Here is a 15,780-nt window from a genome sequence, read left to right on the forward strand (position 1 = left end):
ATCCGTCATGGTCAGAACCGTTCCGGCCGTGCCAGCGCGAAGCCGAGATAGAAGAGCAGGCCGGTGGCGACGATCGCGCCGAGCCAGAGTTCGAGCGTCATGCGACGGTCCCCTGTCAGAAGCTGGCGGTCAGCGAGGCGATCAGCGTCGATCCTGCGATCGAGCCGCTGCCGTCTTGCCCGCGCGAGAAGATAGGCTGGAGATGGGCCGATTCGCGTCGCCCGATGTCGGTGCCGACCCACGCGACACCGAGCGTCAGCCCGGATACTGGCGTCACGTCAGCGCCCAGCGACCAATCCCAATACCGCCCGGTCGGTGCGACGCTGGTTGCGTTCGGGCCAAGCCCGCGATTCCCGCGTGAATGGCCGATATGCGCCTTCAGCGTGACGGGCGTCCCGGTGAGCGTCAGCGCGCCATCGCCCGAAAGATACAGATTGTCGCCCTTCGCGCCGGGCCGGATCGGTGTCCCCGCCGCGGCGGCCGCGCCGGTATCGAACACGCGGCCCAGCGCGCGCTGCTTTGGCGCATAGGCGACCGCGCCCGTCAGCGTGACGGGACCGGTCGTGACCGTCAGCTTCAAGAACGCTTCGCCGAAATCAGTCGTCTTCGCGCCGCCCGGATACATGAACCAGGTCAGCCCGGCGTCAATTGTCCCGCCCGCGAACGACCGCTTCACGCCACCGATCAGGTCCAGTTCCATATTGGGTCCGCCGAACGTGCCCCATCCGGCCAGGCTCGAACCCCAGACGCCAGCATATACCCCGCTGTCATGCGCCACCGTGATCCCGGCCTGCACCGCGGCACCGCCATCGCTCTGCGACACGCCGCGGAAGCGATAGTCGCTGGTGAGCGTGGCGGATCCGCTGACGCTCAGCGAAGCCGAGGGGGCATCCGCGGATTGTCCCAGCGCGGGGGTGGCCATCATCGCCAGCACGATCGCGCCGGCAAAACTCGTCTTCAACATCGGAGTCTCCCCACCGGCCGGACTGGCGGTGGCGGATCGTCAGATGCGATGGAGCTGCGTTAAGGTGCCATGTGGATCATCGGTCGGCGGCATAAGGAGAGCGTAAAGACGCCCGATCCGCACCGTTGCCGGTCAGTTGCGCCGCAACTCGATCTCCAGCCGTTTGATCGCCCGCAGCACGCGGTTCGCATGGATCGCCGGCCAGAGCGACAGCTTGATCGCCAGCGACATCTGCAGCAGCACGGCCGATGGGAAACCCCAACGCAGGGCGTTCAGTGGCGCATTCGCTTGGAAGAAGCGCCATCCGCAATACACACCCGCAACGAACAATCCGGTCTGGGCGACCATCAGCACCACGTTCACCCAACCGGTGCCCCCGCGGAAGATGCTGCGCGCCTGGGTCAGATATCCCGGCTCCTCCCCAATAGCCCGCAACAACGCAGCCTCCTCCGCGACGATCGCGGCATCGATCGTGTCGTCATCCAGATCACGCATCCTGTCCTCCTTCGAATTTGGCGCGCAGTGCCCGGCGCGCATGGAATATGCGCGTCTTCACCGTGTTGGCCGGGATACCGAGCGCTACTGCGGTTTCGGCGATGCTAAGTTCCTCGAAATAATGAAGCGCCACGGCGGCGCGGTGGATGGCGGGCAATGCGGCGACTGCGGCGCGCAGGCTGGCGTGGTCCGCCGCCTGTTCGCCATCACAGGGCGCGGGGTCGGCCAGTTCGTCATCCAGCGGCGCCAATCGCTGCCGGGAGACCTTGTCCCGCGCGATTCTCCGCCCGGCATGGCGCGTCACGATCCGATAGGTCCATGCCGGAAACGCGCGCTCGTCCTGTAACTGCGCCAGACCCCGCGCAATATCGATCCAGGCCGACTGGGCGATATCGTGCGCAGCGTCGCGGTCGCCGGTCAGCCGCCAGGCATGGGCGACAATGCGGCGGTGCCAGCGCTCGGCCAGTTGGGCCAACGCCGCGCGATCGCCCGCCTGCGCCGCGATAACGCAATATTCGTCGAGCGAACGGCGCCATCGGGCGGACGAGGTCGGTTCAACGCGCATCGTACAGACAAGGTGCGCTGCCGAGCGCGAAAGGTTCAATGGCCGCTGAAGAAATGCTCCAGGCTCAGATCAGCACGCCGCACGGTGTCACGCGATCAGCATGTTGATCGCGACACAGGTGGCTAACCCGACGACTAGGTTCATCGGGATCCCGATCTTCAGGAAGTCCGCGAAGCGATAGTCGGCCGCGGCATAGACCATCGTATTGGTCTGATAGCCGATCGGCGTCGCGAAACTGGCGGAGGCGGCAAACATCACGGTCACGATCAGCGCCCTCGGGTCATGGCCGGTCGCCTGGGCCAGGCCGATCGCGATCGGGGTCATGATAACCGCGACGGCATTGTTGGTCACCGTCTCAGTCAGCGTCGACGTCAGCAGATACAGAACGATCGTCAACATCAGGGGCGACAGGCCGTTCAGCCACGGCGCGACCACGTCCACGACCAGCTTCACGGTGCCGATCGCTTCCAGCCCGCTGCCGATGCCGAGCATCGCGAAGATCAGGACCAGCACGCTGCCGTCGAGCGATGCCCAGGCTTCCTCCGGGTCCAGGCACCGGGAGATAAGGACGATGCCAACCCCGATCAGTGCCAGCGACAGCACCGGGGCGGTCCCCGCCGCGGCCAGGGCGACCACAGCAGCCAGCGTCGCGATCGCGATCGGCGCACGGCGGCGGCGGAACGGGCGGACGTGGCTGGTATCCTCGGCGATCAGATTGGTGTTCTCGTCCAGCGCCGCGACGGCGCTCGCGTCGGCCGCGACCAGCAGGCTGTCGGCGGCGCGCAGGCGGACGCTGCCCAGGTCCGGTCCCGGCAAGTGGCGCGCGCGACCGATCCCCAGAACGCGCGCGCGCAGGTTCGACAGGAACGGGATCGCGCGCAGCTTCCCGCCGATCGTTGGGTGGGTGGGCGCGATGGTGACGCCGACCAGGCGCACACCGTCCGCCCGCTCGTCCTCCGCCAACCGGATCGGCTGGCCGACATTCTGCAGTCCGACCACGACCGAATGACTGCGCGCGAGGCTGTCGATCTCCTCCGCTGATGCGGCGACCACCAGCCGGTCGCCGCTCTCCAGCGCGGCATCCGCCGGCAGATCGCGCAGCAGCGCGCTGCCCCGCCTGACCGCGACCAACCGCACCGCATCGCGCTTCAGGAACGACAGCTCGCCGATCGTCGTCGCCTTCTCCAGCAACCGCTCGGTTAACGCCAGTTCGGTCAGATACTCCAGCCGGTGCCGATCGGCGATGTCGTTGTCCGGCCGCGCCGGCAGCAACAGCGGTCCCAGCACCAGCATCGTCGCGACGCCCGCCGCCATCGCCACCAGCCCGACGCCGGTGATGTCGAAGATGCCGAACCCCGGCTGGCCGTTGGCCCGCGCGACCCCGTCGACCAGCAGATTGGTCGACGTGCCGATCAGGGTCAGCGTGCCGCCCAGGATCGACAGATAGGATAAAGGGATCAGCAACCGCGTGGCCGGAATGCCGACCGCCTTGGCTAAGCGACGGACCAGCGGAATGAGAACGATGACGACCGGCGTGTTGTTGATGAACGCCGGCGCGATGCCGGCGCCGGTCAGCATCTCCATGGTCGTCCGCCGGGGCGCCTTTTCGGCGCGGCGGACGATGGCGCTCGCCAGTGCCTCGATCGCGCCTGTACGCACCAACGCCCCGGACAGGACGAAGAACGCCGCGATTGTGATCGGCGCGGAATTGCTGAACGCTTGCGTGACGAGATCGGGCGTCAGCCAGCCGAACGCGATCATCGCGACCGCGCCGACGATGGCCACCGTGACCGGAGGCAACCGCTCGCTGGCGAAGGCCACGAACAGGGCGACGATGAAGACCAGACCCAGCAGCGGACGGTGATTGCTTACGAAAGCGGTGACAATATCCATGGGACCGGCGGGACTTTCTGTCGGGTGACCATCTTGCGGTGATCTCTAATCGTGGACGACGGGCCATGAACCGAGTTCGCGGTCAACCCGCAGGTCCATTCTTTGATCCGATCGTCGCACAACCAGCCCGAGATCCCGGCCGACAGCCCTGTAATCCTGACAGCCGCTCATCTAATGACCGCCCGCGGGGTTGTCGGAACTGGAGATGCGTGCATGCGAGTAGTGATCTGTGGGGCCGGTCAGGTCGGCACCACCATTGCGCGCCATCTCGCGTCCGAAGGTATCAACGTCACGGTCATCGACATTGACGCGGATCAGATCCGCCGGGTCGACGAAAGCTACGATGTTCGCGGCGTGCTGGGGCATGGTTCCCATCCCAGCGCGCTGGACAAGGCCGGCGCGCGGGGCGCCGACATGCTGATCGCCGTGACCCGCTCCGACGAGGTCAATATGGTGGCCTGCCAGGTCGCCTATTCGCTGTTCAAGGTGAAGCGCCGCGTCGCCCGGTTGCGGCACACCGGTTATCTCGCGCAGGACAAGACCGGCCTGTATGCGGCCGAGCACCTGCCGATCGACGTCATCATCTCGCCCGAGATCGAGATCGCCGAGGGCATCGCGCACCGCCTTCGCACCCCAGGTGCTTTCGACATGGTGCCGATGGCGGACGGCAAGGTCGAACTGCTCGGCATTCACGCCGATCGCGCGGACTGTGCGCTGATCGGGCGCCGCTTCGGCGAGTTAGCCGAAGTATCCGGAATGACGGTCGCGGCTGTGGTGCGGAGCGAACGCTGCTTCGTGCCGGATGCCGATGACCGTCTGGAACTGGGCGACGACCTCTATGTGATCGCGCTGACGGATCGGGTCGAGGCCGTGATGGCGGCGTTCGGCCACCGCGAGCGGATCGCGCGCCGGGTCATCATCATTGGTGCAGGCAACATCGGGCTCCACTTGGCACGCGGCCTGAGCCAGTCATCGCCCCGCATCGACATCAAGGTGATCGAGCAGGACACGGCGCGCGCGGAACATGCCGCCCGCGAACTCGGCACTGCCGCCGTGGTGCTCCGCGGGGACGTCCTGGATCGCGACGTCCAGGAACAGGCACAGGTTGCGACCGCCGACACAATCGTCGCGGTGACCAACGACGATGAAACCAATGTCTTCGCGTCGGTCCTCGCGAAACGGGCCGGATGTCGCCGCGCCATCACGTTGGTGAACAAGCGTTCCTACGAAGGGCTTATTCCGACGCTCGGCATCGACGCCGTCGTTAGTCCCAGCGCCGTGACCATCTCGACCGTGCTTCGGCATGTCCGCCACGGCGCCATCATGGCGCTTTACACGCTGCGCGAAGATTTTGGCGAAGTGATCGAGGCTCAGATCGGTCCGGACTCGAAGCTGCTGCGTCGACCCATTGATGCGCTTGGTCTGCCACAGGGGATGCGGATCGGCGCGGTTGTTCGCGATGGCGAGGCGATGATCGCGACCGGTAGCACGGAGCTTCAGACGGGGGACCGTGTGGTGGCGCTGGTCACCTACAACGCCCTGCGGCTCGCGGAATCGCTGTTGGGCGGCGGCAAGCGGACGGCGGCATGAGCAGCGCGCTCGCCGGCCCGGTTACGAACGCGCCGAGAACCGGACAGCTGCGGCCGGTAGCCTATCTGGTCGGCCAGGTCCTGCTCGCGACTGCGGCGATGATGGTGTTCCCGCTGATCGTCGATGTGGTGCAGCACAACCCGGACTGGCAGGCGTTCGCCGTGGCAACGGGTTTGTCCAGCGCCGTCGGCGGGCTGCTGTCCTGGTGGGGACGCGGCACGGTGGCGAGCGGCCTTACCTTGCGACAGGCTTTCCTGCTGACGCCGGTGAGCTGGTTCAGCGTCTGCGCGGTCAGCGCGCTGCCGTTCTACTTCGCGCGCTATGGTATCGTCGCCGGAAGTGCCGCCGATGCCTTTTTCGAGGCGGCCTCCGGTATCACGACGACGGGCGCCACCGTGCTGTCGGGGCTGGAGCAGGCACCGCCGGGAATGCTGCTGTGGCGCGCGCTGCTGCAATGGATGGGCGGCATCGGGATCATCGCGACTGCGATCGCAATCCTTCCGGCGCTTGGCATCGGCGGGATGCAGCTGTTCCGCACCGAATCGTCCGATCGTTCGGAAAAGGTGATGCCACGCGTTCGCCAGATCGCCTGGGCGATCACCGCGGTCTATGTCGGGCTGACCGGCTTGGCGGCGATCGTCTACTGGCTGGCGGGGATGACCCCGTTCGATGCGGTGGCGCATGGATTGAGTTCGGTCGCGACCGGCGGGTTCTCGACATCGGACAGGTCGTTCGGCGCCTGGGAGGCCAATGGCATCCAGTGGTTTGCCACGCTGTTCATGCTGTCTGGCAGCATTCCCTTCGTCCTGTATGTTCGCCTTATTGCCGGTGATCGCAGTGCGATCTGGGATCGGCAGGTGCGAACGCTGCTGCTCTGTCTGACCGTGATCATCGGTTTGTTGGGCAGCTATCTCGCTGTCACCGGCCAGTATCCGCTGGAACCTGCCTTCCGTCACGCCGCGTTCAACGTCGTTTCGGTAGTGACGACCACAGGGTTCGCCACAACCGACTACACGCTGTGGGGCAATGTCGTGATCGGACTGTTCTTCGGTCTGACCTTCATAGGCGGGTGCACCGGTTCCACCTCGGGCGGGATCAAGATCTTTCGTTTCGAGGTGATGGCGGTGATGCTGCGCACCCATTTTCTGCGGCTGATCTATCCGCGCGGTGTGTTTCCGCGATCCTATGGTGCCCGGCAACTCGACGATGAGGTCGTCAATTCGGTCGTCGCCTTCTTCGCCGTCTTCTTTCTCTGCTACGCCGCGCTCACGATCTCGCTGATGGCGTTGAACCTCGATTTCATCACGAGCGCCAGCGGCGCGGCGACAGCCCTCGCGAATGTCGGCCCTGGGCTTGGGGATATCATCGGTCCAGCCGGCAACTTCGCCAGCCTTCCGGCCGCGGCCAAGTGGCTGCTCGGCGTAGCGATGCTCCTCGGCCGGCTCGAACTGTTCACGGTGCTGGTGCTGTTCATTCCACGGTTCTGGCGCGGGTAATCGCCTCAGGTCTCGGCAACACCCGTTTCGCTGTCGGTGTCGCCGGCGAAGGTCGCCCAGTCGGTGTCGGCGCCCGGCCGGGGCGGATCGCCGGCCGGACCGAACCGCTCGCCATCGATATGGCGGCGGGCGCGATGCAAATGCGCCTTAGCGATCATGTTCGCGGCGATCGGCGCGGTCAAGAACAGGAACAGCGTGATCAACAGTTCGTGCGCGGACCATGTCCCCTGCACGAGCGTGAAGAACAGCATCGACGCGATCAACAGCGCGCCGAGCCCCAATGTGGTCGCTTTGGTCGGCCCGTGCAGCCGCTCCATGATCGACGGCAGGCGCACCAGCCCCCAGCTGCCGATCAGCGCGAACGCACCGCCGAGCACGACCAGCGCGGCGATCAACAGTTCGACCACCGCGATCATTCGACGATGTCCCCGCGCAGCACGAACTTGCAATAAGCGGTGGTGCCGACGAAGCCGACCATCGCCAGCAGCAGCGCCGCCTCGAAATAGGTCTGCGTCGCATAGCGGATGCCGATCAGCACGATCAGCCCGATCGCGTTGATGACCATCGTGTCGAGCGCCACCACCCGGTCGCTGATTGTCGGTCCGCGCAGCAGACGCCAGAGATTGAGCACCAGCGCGAGGCCGACGCAGGCGAAAGCGATGGTGAGTGCGGCGGCGATCATGCGAAAATCCGTGCCAGCCGCGCCTCGTAACGCTGCTTGATCCGCGCGACCTCGGCGGCCGGATCGGCGACGTCGAGTGCGTGGACGAGCAGGTGCCGCCCGCCGGCCGAGGTATCAGCACTCACCGTGCCGGGCGTCAGGCTGATCGTGCCGGCCAGCATTGTCAGCGCCTCAGGACTGGTGAGCTCAACCGGCACCACCAACCAGGCCGGACGCAGCGCGGCATTGCGGCGGAACAGGATCAGCCAGGCGATCTGGAAGTTCGCCACGACGATATCGTAGAGCACGATCGCCAGATACGCCGCCATCGCGCGTCCGAACCGCAGCCGTGGCCGGTTGGGCCAGAAGGCGGCGGTGAAGATGGGCAACACGATGCCGAACCCAGCCCCTAACAGGATGCTGCCCACCGTCACGCTGTTCGAGATCAGCAGCCAGACTACGCCCAACAGGATGCTGAGGGCGGGATGCGGGAGCAGCCGGCGGATCATCGGTCGCCTCCCAGCACGGCGGCGACGTAGCGATCGGGTGCGAAGATCTGCGCGGCTGCCGCCTCGGTCTGGCGGGTGCCCCAACCGGCCGCGAGGGTCAGCGCGGCAAGCACAACGATCGTTGCCGCTGGCGCGATCAGGCCGCCATGATCGCGCTCGAGCGGATGGAACGGCGCATCGGTCGGTGCGGGCTTCCAGAACACCAGGCTGCCTGTCCGCGCAAAGCCGACAACGCCGATAAACGTGGTGATCAGGATCACCGTCCAGATGACCCCACGCGCGGCCTCCCCGGTGGTCTGGAGGATGAACAGCTTGCCGACGAAACCCGACAGCGGCGGAAGGCCCACCGCTGCGATCGCCGTCAGCATAAACAGCGCGGCGACGGCCTCCTGCCCCATGAAGCGCGGGCTGGGCACCGCCAGGTCGGCATATTCGCCGCGCCGGCGCCGCAGCACGTCGGCGACCAGGAACAATGCGGCACCCGCGAAAATCGCGTGAACCATGTAGAACAGCGCCGCAGCCATCGCCTCGCGCTGCCACGCGCCGACCGCCAGCAGCAGCGTGCCGGTCGAGCCGACCACCGCGAATGCCGCCTGTTCGCGGATCGATTTCGCCGCCAGCACGCCGACGAAGCCGATCGCCGCGGTAAGGATCGCGGCCGGGGTCAGCCACGGCGCGGGCACCCATGCTGCCGCGCCGGCTTCGGCCCCGAACACCAGCGGCACGACCCGGATCAGCGCGTAGACGCCGACCTTGGTCATGATCGCGAACAGGGCCGCCACCGCCGGCGCGGTCGCGATATAGGTCCGCGGCAGCCACAAATGCAGCGGCACGACCGCCGCCTTGAGCAGGAATACCGTCACCAGCATCAGCCCGGCGGCGCGCAACAGCCCCCCGTCCGCCGCCGGCACCTGCGCCGCCCGGACGGCCATGTCCGCCATGTTGAGCGTTCCGGTCAGGGTGTAGAGCATCGCCAGCGCGATCAGGAACAGCGACGACCCCACGATGTTGACGACGACATAGGCGACGCCGGCCTTCAGCCGCGCCGGCCCCTGGCCGTGCAGCATCAACCCGTAGGAGGCGATCAGCAGCACCTCGAAGAATACGAACAGGTTGAACAGATCGCCGGTCAGGAAGGCGCCGTTCAGCCCCATCAGCTGGAAATGGAACAGCGGATGGAAATGCCAGCCCTTGCGGTCGAGCTTCGTCAGCAGCGCGTGCGCCAGCACGATGCAGGCGAGCAACGCTGCGCAGACGAGCATGATCGCGGCCAGCCGGTCGCCGACCAGCACGATGCCGAACGGTGCGATCCAGCCGCCCATCGCATAGCTGCGGATCGCATCGTCCTGCGCCTGCACCAGAAGCGCGACAGCAGCGGCCAGCATCGCGGCGGCACCGGCAACCGAGATCGCCATCGATAGCCGGTGCCGCCGCCGGTAGAACAGCAGCGTCAGCGGCGCGACGATCGCCGGGATCAGGACCGGCAACACCAGCAAGCCGGGGCCCGTCATGCCGTGTCCTCCGGGTCGGCATCGCCGTCGACGTGGTCGGACCCGCTTTCGAGAAAGCTGCGCAGCGACAGGATCACGGTCAATGCGGTCATGCCGAAGGTGATAACGATCGCGGTCAGCACCAGCGCCTGCGGCAACGGATCGGTATGCTGGGCGACGTCCTTGCCCCAGATCGGCGGCTGGTCGACCACCAGCCCGCCGGCGGCGAACAGGAAGACGTTGACTGCGTAGGACAGCAGGGTCAGCCCCAGCACCACCTGGAACGTGCGCGCGCGCAGCGTCAGATAGATGCCGCCGACGACCAGCACCCCGATCGCGCTCGCGACCAGCAATTCCATGGTCATGCCGCGTCCTCCCCGGTTTCGACGGCGCGCGCGGCGCGCTGGGCGACATGACTGAGCTGTGCGAGCGTCAGCAACACCGCGCCGACCACCACCAACGCCACGCCCAGGTCGAACAGGATCGCGGTCGCCAGCTCGACTTCGCCCACCAGCGGCACATGGACATAGCCGAACGCGCTGGTCAGGAACGGCCGCTCGAACACGAACGCGCCCGCACCCGTCGCCACCGCGATCAACACGCCCCAGCCGATCATCTGGTGCTCGCCGAAGCGGCGGCGCGCATCGGTCCAGTCGTAACCAGAGGCAAGGAACTGGAGCAGGATGGCGATGGCGAACAGCAATGCCGCAATGAACCCGCCACCCGGCTGGTTATGACCGCGCAGGAAGATGTAGCTGCCGACCAGCAGCGTCAGCGGCAACAGGATGCGCGTCGCCATCACGAACATGACGGGATGCTGTTCAGGCGAATGCGGCGTATCCTCGCGCCACGCCCGCAACCGCCGCCCCGCCGCACCGCGCGCCGCGGTCTCCAGCAACGCGTAGATGACTAGGCCTGCGACGCCCAGCACGATGATCTCGCCCAAAGTGTCGAAGGCGCGGAAATCGACCAGCGTCACGTTGACGACGTTGGTGCCGCCGCCGCCGGAATAGCTGTTCGCCCAGTGAAACGCGCTGATCGGATTGGGCGGGCTGCGCCGCAGGAACGCCCAGGCCGCACTGCCGGCCAGCACCCCGCCGATGCCCGCGACCAAGCCGTCGCGCACGCGGTGTGACGTGGTGGACAGGCGCGGCGGGCGTTTGGGCATCATGTTCAGCGCCAGCAGCAGCAACAGGATCGTCACCACCTCGACCGCGATCTGGGTGAGCGCAAGGTCGGGGGCGGAGAAATGGACGAAGCCAAGCGCGATGACCAGCCCGACGACGCTGACCAGGATCAGCGCGACGAAGCGGCGGCGATGGCTGGCGACCACCGCCCCCGTCGCAACCACCAGCAGGGCCCACGCGACAAGGGCGACCGGCGTCGCCGGCAGCGACGGCCGCGTGCCTGGTCCGACCGGTGCGGTGACGATCGCTTCCACGCCCAGCACGATGATGACCGCGAAGGTCACGAACAGCGCACGCTGCAGCGACGGGGTGTGCAGCGCGGTCGTTATGCGCCGCGCGGCGGCGACCGCGCCTGCTACGCTCACGTCGAACAGCCGCTTCGCATCGGGCAGGGTGGCGCGGGCATGGGCCGCCGCCAGCGGTGCCAGCCGCCGCAACAGTATCGCACCGGCGATCACCGCGATCAGGCTCGCGCCCAACGCCGGGTTGATCCCGTGCCAAAGCGCCAGATGCGTCTCGGGCGCGGGCCCGGCGATCACCGCGCTTGCCACCGCCATCACCGCCGGCCCGGCGAGCGGCATCGGTAACAGTCCGATCGCCACCACCAGCGCCACCAGCATCACCGGCGGCAAAGTCATCGCCGCGCCGGGCTCATGCGCCGGCTTGGGCGTCTCACCGCGTGCCCGTCCGAAATAGATCAGCACCGCATAACGCAGCGAATAGGCGACCGACAGCGTCGCCCCCACCACCGCCAGCAACGGCACGAGCCAGTCCTGTCCCGCCCAGCTTGTATGCAACGCCTGCTCGAGCATCATCTCCTTCGAGATGAACCCGTTAAGCGGCGGCAATCCCGCCATCGCTGCGGCGGCCAAGGTGCCCAGCACCGCGCTGACCGGCATCAGCCGCGCCAGCCTGCCCAGCCGGGTGATGTCGCGCGTGCCCGTTTCGTGGCCGATCGTGCCCGCGTTCATGAACAGCGCGGCCTTGAACGTGGCGTGGTTCAGGATGTGGAAGACTGCCGCCACCACCGCGACCGCGGTCGAGAAGCCCAGCAACATGACCATCAGCCCCAGCTGGCTGATCGTCGAATAGGCCAGGATGGCCTTCAGGTCGGTGCGGAAAAGCGCGACGGCCGCGCCGAACACCATCGTAACCAGCCCGGTGGTGGTGACAGCGTAGAAAAACGCGTCGGTCCCCGCCAGCACCGGCCACAGCCGGGCGATCAGGAGTACGCCCGCCTTCACCATCGTCGCCGAATGAAGATAGGCGCTGACCGGCGTCGGCGCCGCCATCGCGTGCGGCAACCAGAAATGGAAAGGGAACTGCGCCGATTTGGTGAAGCAGCCGATCAGGATCAGCGCCAGCATCGGCAGATAGAGCGGCGACGCCCGCACGATATCGCCGCGGGTCAGGATCGTCGCGAGGTCGTAGGATCCCGCCGCCTGTCCCAGCAGTACGAGCCCGGCGATCAGCGCTAGCCCGCCGCCGCCGGTCACCGCCAGCGCCATCCGCGCGCCCTGTCGCGCATCGGCCCGGTCGCGCCAGAAACCGATCAGCAGGAACGACGACAGGCTGGTCAGCTCCCAGAACACCAACGTCATCAGCACGTTGCCCGACAGGACGATCCCGACCATCGCCCCCTGGAACAGCATCAGGAACGCCAGGAACCGCCCGGTCGGCTCGGCCTTGCCGAGATAGCCGTGCGCATAGATGACGACGAGCAGCCCGATCCCCAGGATCAGCCCGGCGAAGAACAGCCCCAGCGGGTCGGCCATGATCGTCAGGTTCAGCCCCAGCGCCGGCACCCAGTCGATCGCGATGCGCTGCGACGGCTGGAACGCCTGCGCCACGACGATCGCCAGCCCCGCGCCGCTTGCCCCGCCCGCGACGAGGGTGTGGACGCCCCGCGACCGGGCAGACGCCGCCGCAATGGCAAGCGCCGCCACGAACGGCAGGAAGACGAGCAGGATGAGCAGCAAACCGGTCCAAGCGCCTCTGCAGGAGCGATCGGCTCGGACGATACGCCGAATCGATCGTCGAGAGAATGGAATGCGCCAGCGGGCTGCCGCATGACATGCCTAGTCAGCCGGTCCGGCGATGTCACCCCTACGCCTTTTCGTAGCCAATTTTCGTCCTATCGGCCACGTTGCGATGTTCTGTCGATTGACTGGCTCGGGTATCGAATATAGGCTGACTGCCAAGACGATGTGATGCTACAAAACTGCTACGTTCGACTAGACCAGCGCTAGATAAGGTGTTGATTTTGCTAGACGGATTTTCAGAAAGACCCCTCCCGTAGGGGTCACCATCCCGGGTCTTGCCGGGGATCGCACATTAGGCCGGTCACTGTCTGGCGGGTTTTCTCAGCCTTTCAGGAGCGGGTAGTGGCCCGGGTCGAGCTCGCCGTTTAAGCGATACCGCAGATAGCGCCCAAATAAGGTCCAGGCGCGGTGCGCCGTTTCGCGATTTGTCGTGGCGTCAACTTCCACTCTGTCGCCGTGACGGGAGCTCTTCGAAACCTCGGACAAGGATCTCACGAACTTTTCGTCCACATGCAGTGCGGCGCGCAATTTCTCCCATTGCGCCGTTCGGCTTGCTGCTGGCGCGATAAGCCGAGCAATACTGTCTGCAACTCTTCCACAGGCGATCGGGGAGTAATGCGCTCTTCCGAGAGTCATCAAGACATCCGACATTGCGAGTCCGCACTTGAGGTCGATCAGGCTGATGTCCGAAAGCGCTTCCAGATCACCGTCCGAAAAATCGTGGGTATCGGCCAGGGAGCGATCACCGAACGCGAATTGCTTCGTTTCGCCGTCAGGGAAAATGACCCTGTCGAGATTTACCGTGTAGGGAATGGCTCGGATAAAACCGGCAGCCTCCACAAAGGTCCGGGCAACGTCCCACGCCGGAAAATACAGGTCCGTGGCCAGTTGCTCGCTGACCTCAATGTCTGCCGTAACATGCACTCGCACCCGGCCGACGAAAACGGTCACAGCAAACTCCGCAGTGGGACCGCCTTCGATCTCCTGTCGTTTGATCCGGGGCCGATAATCTAGTGTGAGAGGGACAACGTCAGGCTCAATTTTTCCTTCATAGATCAGAGTATGCATCTGAATCTCCGCTATCCCCGTCGATGCTAGCGCTCAATCCGCCCAGGCCGCATCCTCGATATGCAATTCCGCCGCCGGCTTGGCGCCCCAATCGTCGATCTTGGCACGGCCCGCGAGCCACAGCTTGCGGTGGCGGGGGGCGGAGAGGAGGGCCTGGCCCAACTCGGTTTCGGCTTGGCGGAAGGCTACCGCCTTTAGGCTGCGGCCATCCTCGCCGGCGACGATGACGCGAACGTGGCCGCCGGTGCCGACGACATCGGCCTTGATCACCGAAACCGGCCCGGCGACGACGCGGGGACCTGGCCAGCCCATGCCATATGGCCCACCCTCATCCATGGCGGTGACCAGTTCCGGGCACACGCCGCCGGGGGCGAGGACGGCGTCGACCAGCAGCGCGCGCTCGCCCATCGCTTGCGTGACTCGTTCGGAGAGGCGTTCCTCGAGGAAATCGGCGAATGCTTCGAGATTGTCTTCGGCGATGGTGACCCCGCAGGCCATGGCGTGGCCGCCGCCGGCCAGCAGCAGACCGGCATCGCGCGCGGCCATCACCGCAGCGCCGAGGTCGACGCCGGGGATCGAGCGGCCCGAACCCTTGCCGATTCCATTCTCGTCGAGCGCGATGACGATCGCCGGGCGGCCCAGCTTCTCCTTGATCCGTCCGGCGACGATGCCGATCACCCCGGCGTGCCAGCCGCGCGCGGCGATCACGGCGACGGCGCGGTTGCCTTTCGCCTGGCTCAGTTCCTCGGCCTGACGCTGGACATCGCCCTCTATCGCGCGGCGTTCTTCGTTGAGGAGGTTGAGTTCCTCGGCGATGGCGCGGGCTTCGTCTGGGTCTCGCGTGGTGAGCAGGCGCACGCCGAGGTCCGAGCGTCCAACCCGGCCGCCGGCGTTGATGCGCGGGCCAAGCGCGAAGCCGAGATCGGTGCAGGTCGGAGCGCGGGTGAGACGCGAGGCGGAGATCAGCGCGTTGAGACCGATGTTACGGCGTCCGGCCATGACCTTGAGACCCTGGGCCACGAAGGCGCGGTTGAGGCCCTTGAGCGAAGCGACATCGGCGACGGTGCCCAAGGCGACGATATCGAGAAGATCGAGCAGCTTCGGCTCGGGCCGATCCTTGAAAAAGCCGCGATTGCGCAGCGTGCGGACCAGCGCGGCGCCGAGCAGCCACGCCATGCCGACCGCGGCGAGGTGGCCGTGCGCCGCGCCTTCGGTCTCGTCGAGCCGGTTGGGATTGACCAGCGAATGCGCCACCGGCAGCTCGGGCGAGCATTTGTGGTGATCGACGACGATCACCTCGGCCTCGGCCGCGCGCGCCATTTCCAGCGCCTCGAACGCCTGCGCGCCGCAATCGACGGTGACGATCAGGCTGGCGCCCTCCTGCTTGAGCCGCACCAGCGCCTCCCCCGAGGGACCATAGCCTTCCATCAGCCGGTCGGGGATGTAGGGCCGCGCTTCCAGCCCGAGATCGCGGAGCAGCAGCACCAGCAGCGCCGCCGAGGTCGCGCCATCGACGTCATAGTCGCCGAAGATCGCGACCTGCTCCTTCGCCTCGGCCGCGTCGGCGAGGCGTTCGGCGGCACGGTCCATGTCGTTGAAGATCGAGGGATCGGGCATGAAGGCGCGGATGCTGGGGTTGCGATGCTGCTCCAGTTCCTCGCGCGCCACGCCGCGGGTCAACAGCAGCTGGGTCACCAGATCGTCGGGCACCAGCCCTTCGCGCGAGTCGCTGGCGAGGCCGCGCCAGCGCCACGGCTGACCGAGGATCGAACGGTGGATATTGAGCACGGCGGACATTGGAACAATCAATGAACGGCAGA

Annotated in this window: 15 protein-coding genes; 2 read left to right on the forward strand and 13 right to left on the reverse strand. The window is 66.5% G+C overall.

Annotated elements, in window-relative coordinates:
* Positions 1 to 11: 11 nt before the first annotated feature.
* The 5 genes from kdpF to KF730_RS07465 all read right to left on the reverse strand — a co-directional run bounded on the left by kdpF (position 12) and on the right by KF730_RS07465 (position 3,917).
* On the reverse strand, positions 12 to 101 hold the full coding sequence (gene kdpF / locus KF730_RS07445) for a K(+)-transporting ATPase subunit F (RefSeq protein WP_294093469.1): 90 nt from the start codon (positions 99 to 101) through the stop codon (positions 12 to 14).
* 14 nt (positions 102 to 115) lie between these two features.
* Positions 116 to 964 carry a TorF family putative porin gene (locus tag KF730_RS07450; RefSeq protein ID WP_294093471.1) on the reverse strand — a complete coding sequence of 283 codons (849 nt, stop codon included), beginning with the start codon at positions 962 to 964 and terminating at the stop codon, positions 116 to 118.
* Positions 965 to 1,096: 132 nt separating this feature from the next.
* Positions 1,097 to 1,459 (reverse strand): DUF6768 family protein, encoded by a 363-nt coding sequence (locus KF730_RS07455; protein WP_294093473.1) that lies wholly within the window; start codon positions 1,457 to 1,459, stop codon positions 1,097 to 1,099.
* Positions 1,452 to 2,024, reverse strand: coding sequence for an RNA polymerase sigma factor (locus KF730_RS07460; protein ID WP_294093475.1), 573 nt, complete (start codon positions 2,022 to 2,024; stop codon positions 1,452 to 1,454). The genes KF730_RS07455 and KF730_RS07460 overlap by 8 nt, the downstream gene beginning before the upstream one ends.
* 87 nt (positions 2,025 to 2,111) lie before the next feature.
* Positions 2,112 to 3,917 (reverse strand): SLC13 family permease, encoded by a 1,806-nt coding sequence (locus tag KF730_RS07465; protein ID WP_294093476.1) that lies wholly within the window; start codon positions 3,915 to 3,917, stop codon positions 2,112 to 2,114.
* A gap of 213 nt (positions 3,918 to 4,130) precedes the next feature.
* Between KF730_RS07465 and trkA the strand changes: the two genes are divergently transcribed.
* On the forward strand, positions 4,131 to 5,507 hold the full coding sequence (trkA, locus tag KF730_RS07470; RefSeq protein WP_294093478.1) for a Trk system potassium transporter TrkA: 1,377 nt from the start codon (positions 4,131 to 4,133) through the stop codon (positions 5,505 to 5,507).
* The gene (locus tag KF730_RS07475; RefSeq protein ID WP_294093479.1) at positions 5,504 to 7,003 is read left to right on the forward strand and encodes a TrkH family potassium uptake protein; all 1,500 of its coding nucleotides are present in this window, start codon (positions 5,504 to 5,506) and stop codon (positions 7,001 to 7,003) included. Before trkA ends, KF730_RS07475 begins: the two co-directional genes overlap by 4 nt.
* A 5-nt stretch (positions 7,004 to 7,008) precedes the next feature.
* Here KF730_RS07475 and KF730_RS07480 read toward each other — a convergent pair whose 3' ends face one another.
* From KF730_RS07480 to recJ, 8 genes are all read right to left on the reverse strand, one after another.
* Complete coding sequence (locus tag KF730_RS07480) at positions 7,009 to 7,419, reverse strand: Na+/H+ antiporter subunit G (RefSeq protein ID WP_294093481.1); 411 nt, start codon at positions 7,417 to 7,419, stop codon at positions 7,009 to 7,011.
* Positions 7,416 to 7,685, reverse strand: a complete 270-nt coding sequence (locus tag KF730_RS07485) for a K+/H+ antiporter subunit F (RefSeq protein ID WP_294093482.1) — start codon at positions 7,683 to 7,685, stop codon at positions 7,416 to 7,418. Before KF730_RS07485 ends, KF730_RS07480 begins: the two co-directional genes overlap by 4 nt.
* Entirely contained in the window at positions 7,682 to 8,173 is a 492-nt protein-coding gene (locus KF730_RS07490) for a Na+/H+ antiporter subunit E (RefSeq protein WP_294093484.1), read from the reverse strand. The genes KF730_RS07485 and KF730_RS07490 overlap by 4 nt, the downstream gene beginning before the upstream one ends.
* Complete coding sequence (locus KF730_RS07495) at positions 8,170 to 9,684, reverse strand: monovalent cation/H+ antiporter subunit D (protein ID WP_294093486.1); 1,515 nt, start codon at positions 9,682 to 9,684, stop codon at positions 8,170 to 8,172. Before KF730_RS07495 ends, KF730_RS07490 begins: the two co-directional genes overlap by 4 nt.
* Positions 9,681 to 10,022, reverse strand: coding sequence for a Na+/H+ antiporter subunit C (locus KF730_RS07500; protein ID WP_365973528.1), 342 nt, complete (start codon positions 10,020 to 10,022; stop codon positions 9,681 to 9,683). The genes KF730_RS07495 and KF730_RS07500 overlap by 4 nt, the downstream gene beginning before the upstream one ends.
* Positions 10,023 to 10,024: 2 nt before the next feature.
* Entirely contained in the window at positions 10,025 to 12,829 is a 2,805-nt protein-coding gene (locus KF730_RS07505; RefSeq protein WP_294093490.1) for a monovalent cation/H+ antiporter subunit A, read from the reverse strand.
* Positions 12,830 to 13,213: 384 nt separating this feature from the next.
* Positions 13,214 to 13,960 carry a hypothetical protein gene (locus tag KF730_RS07510; protein WP_294093492.1) on the reverse strand — a complete coding sequence of 249 codons (747 nt, stop codon included), beginning with the start codon at positions 13,958 to 13,960 and terminating at the stop codon, positions 13,214 to 13,216.
* A 33-nt stretch (positions 13,961 to 13,993) separates the two neighbouring features.
* On the reverse strand, positions 13,994 to 15,757 hold the full coding sequence (gene recJ, locus KF730_RS07515) for a single-stranded-DNA-specific exonuclease RecJ (protein WP_294093494.1): 1,764 nt from the start codon (positions 15,755 to 15,757) through the stop codon (positions 13,994 to 13,996).
* Positions 15,758 to 15,780: the final 23 nt, after the last annotated feature.

This window comes from Sphingomonas sp. (assembly GCF_019635515.1).
GTDB lineage: Bacteria > Pseudomonadota > Alphaproteobacteria > Sphingomonadales > Sphingomonadaceae > Sphingomonas.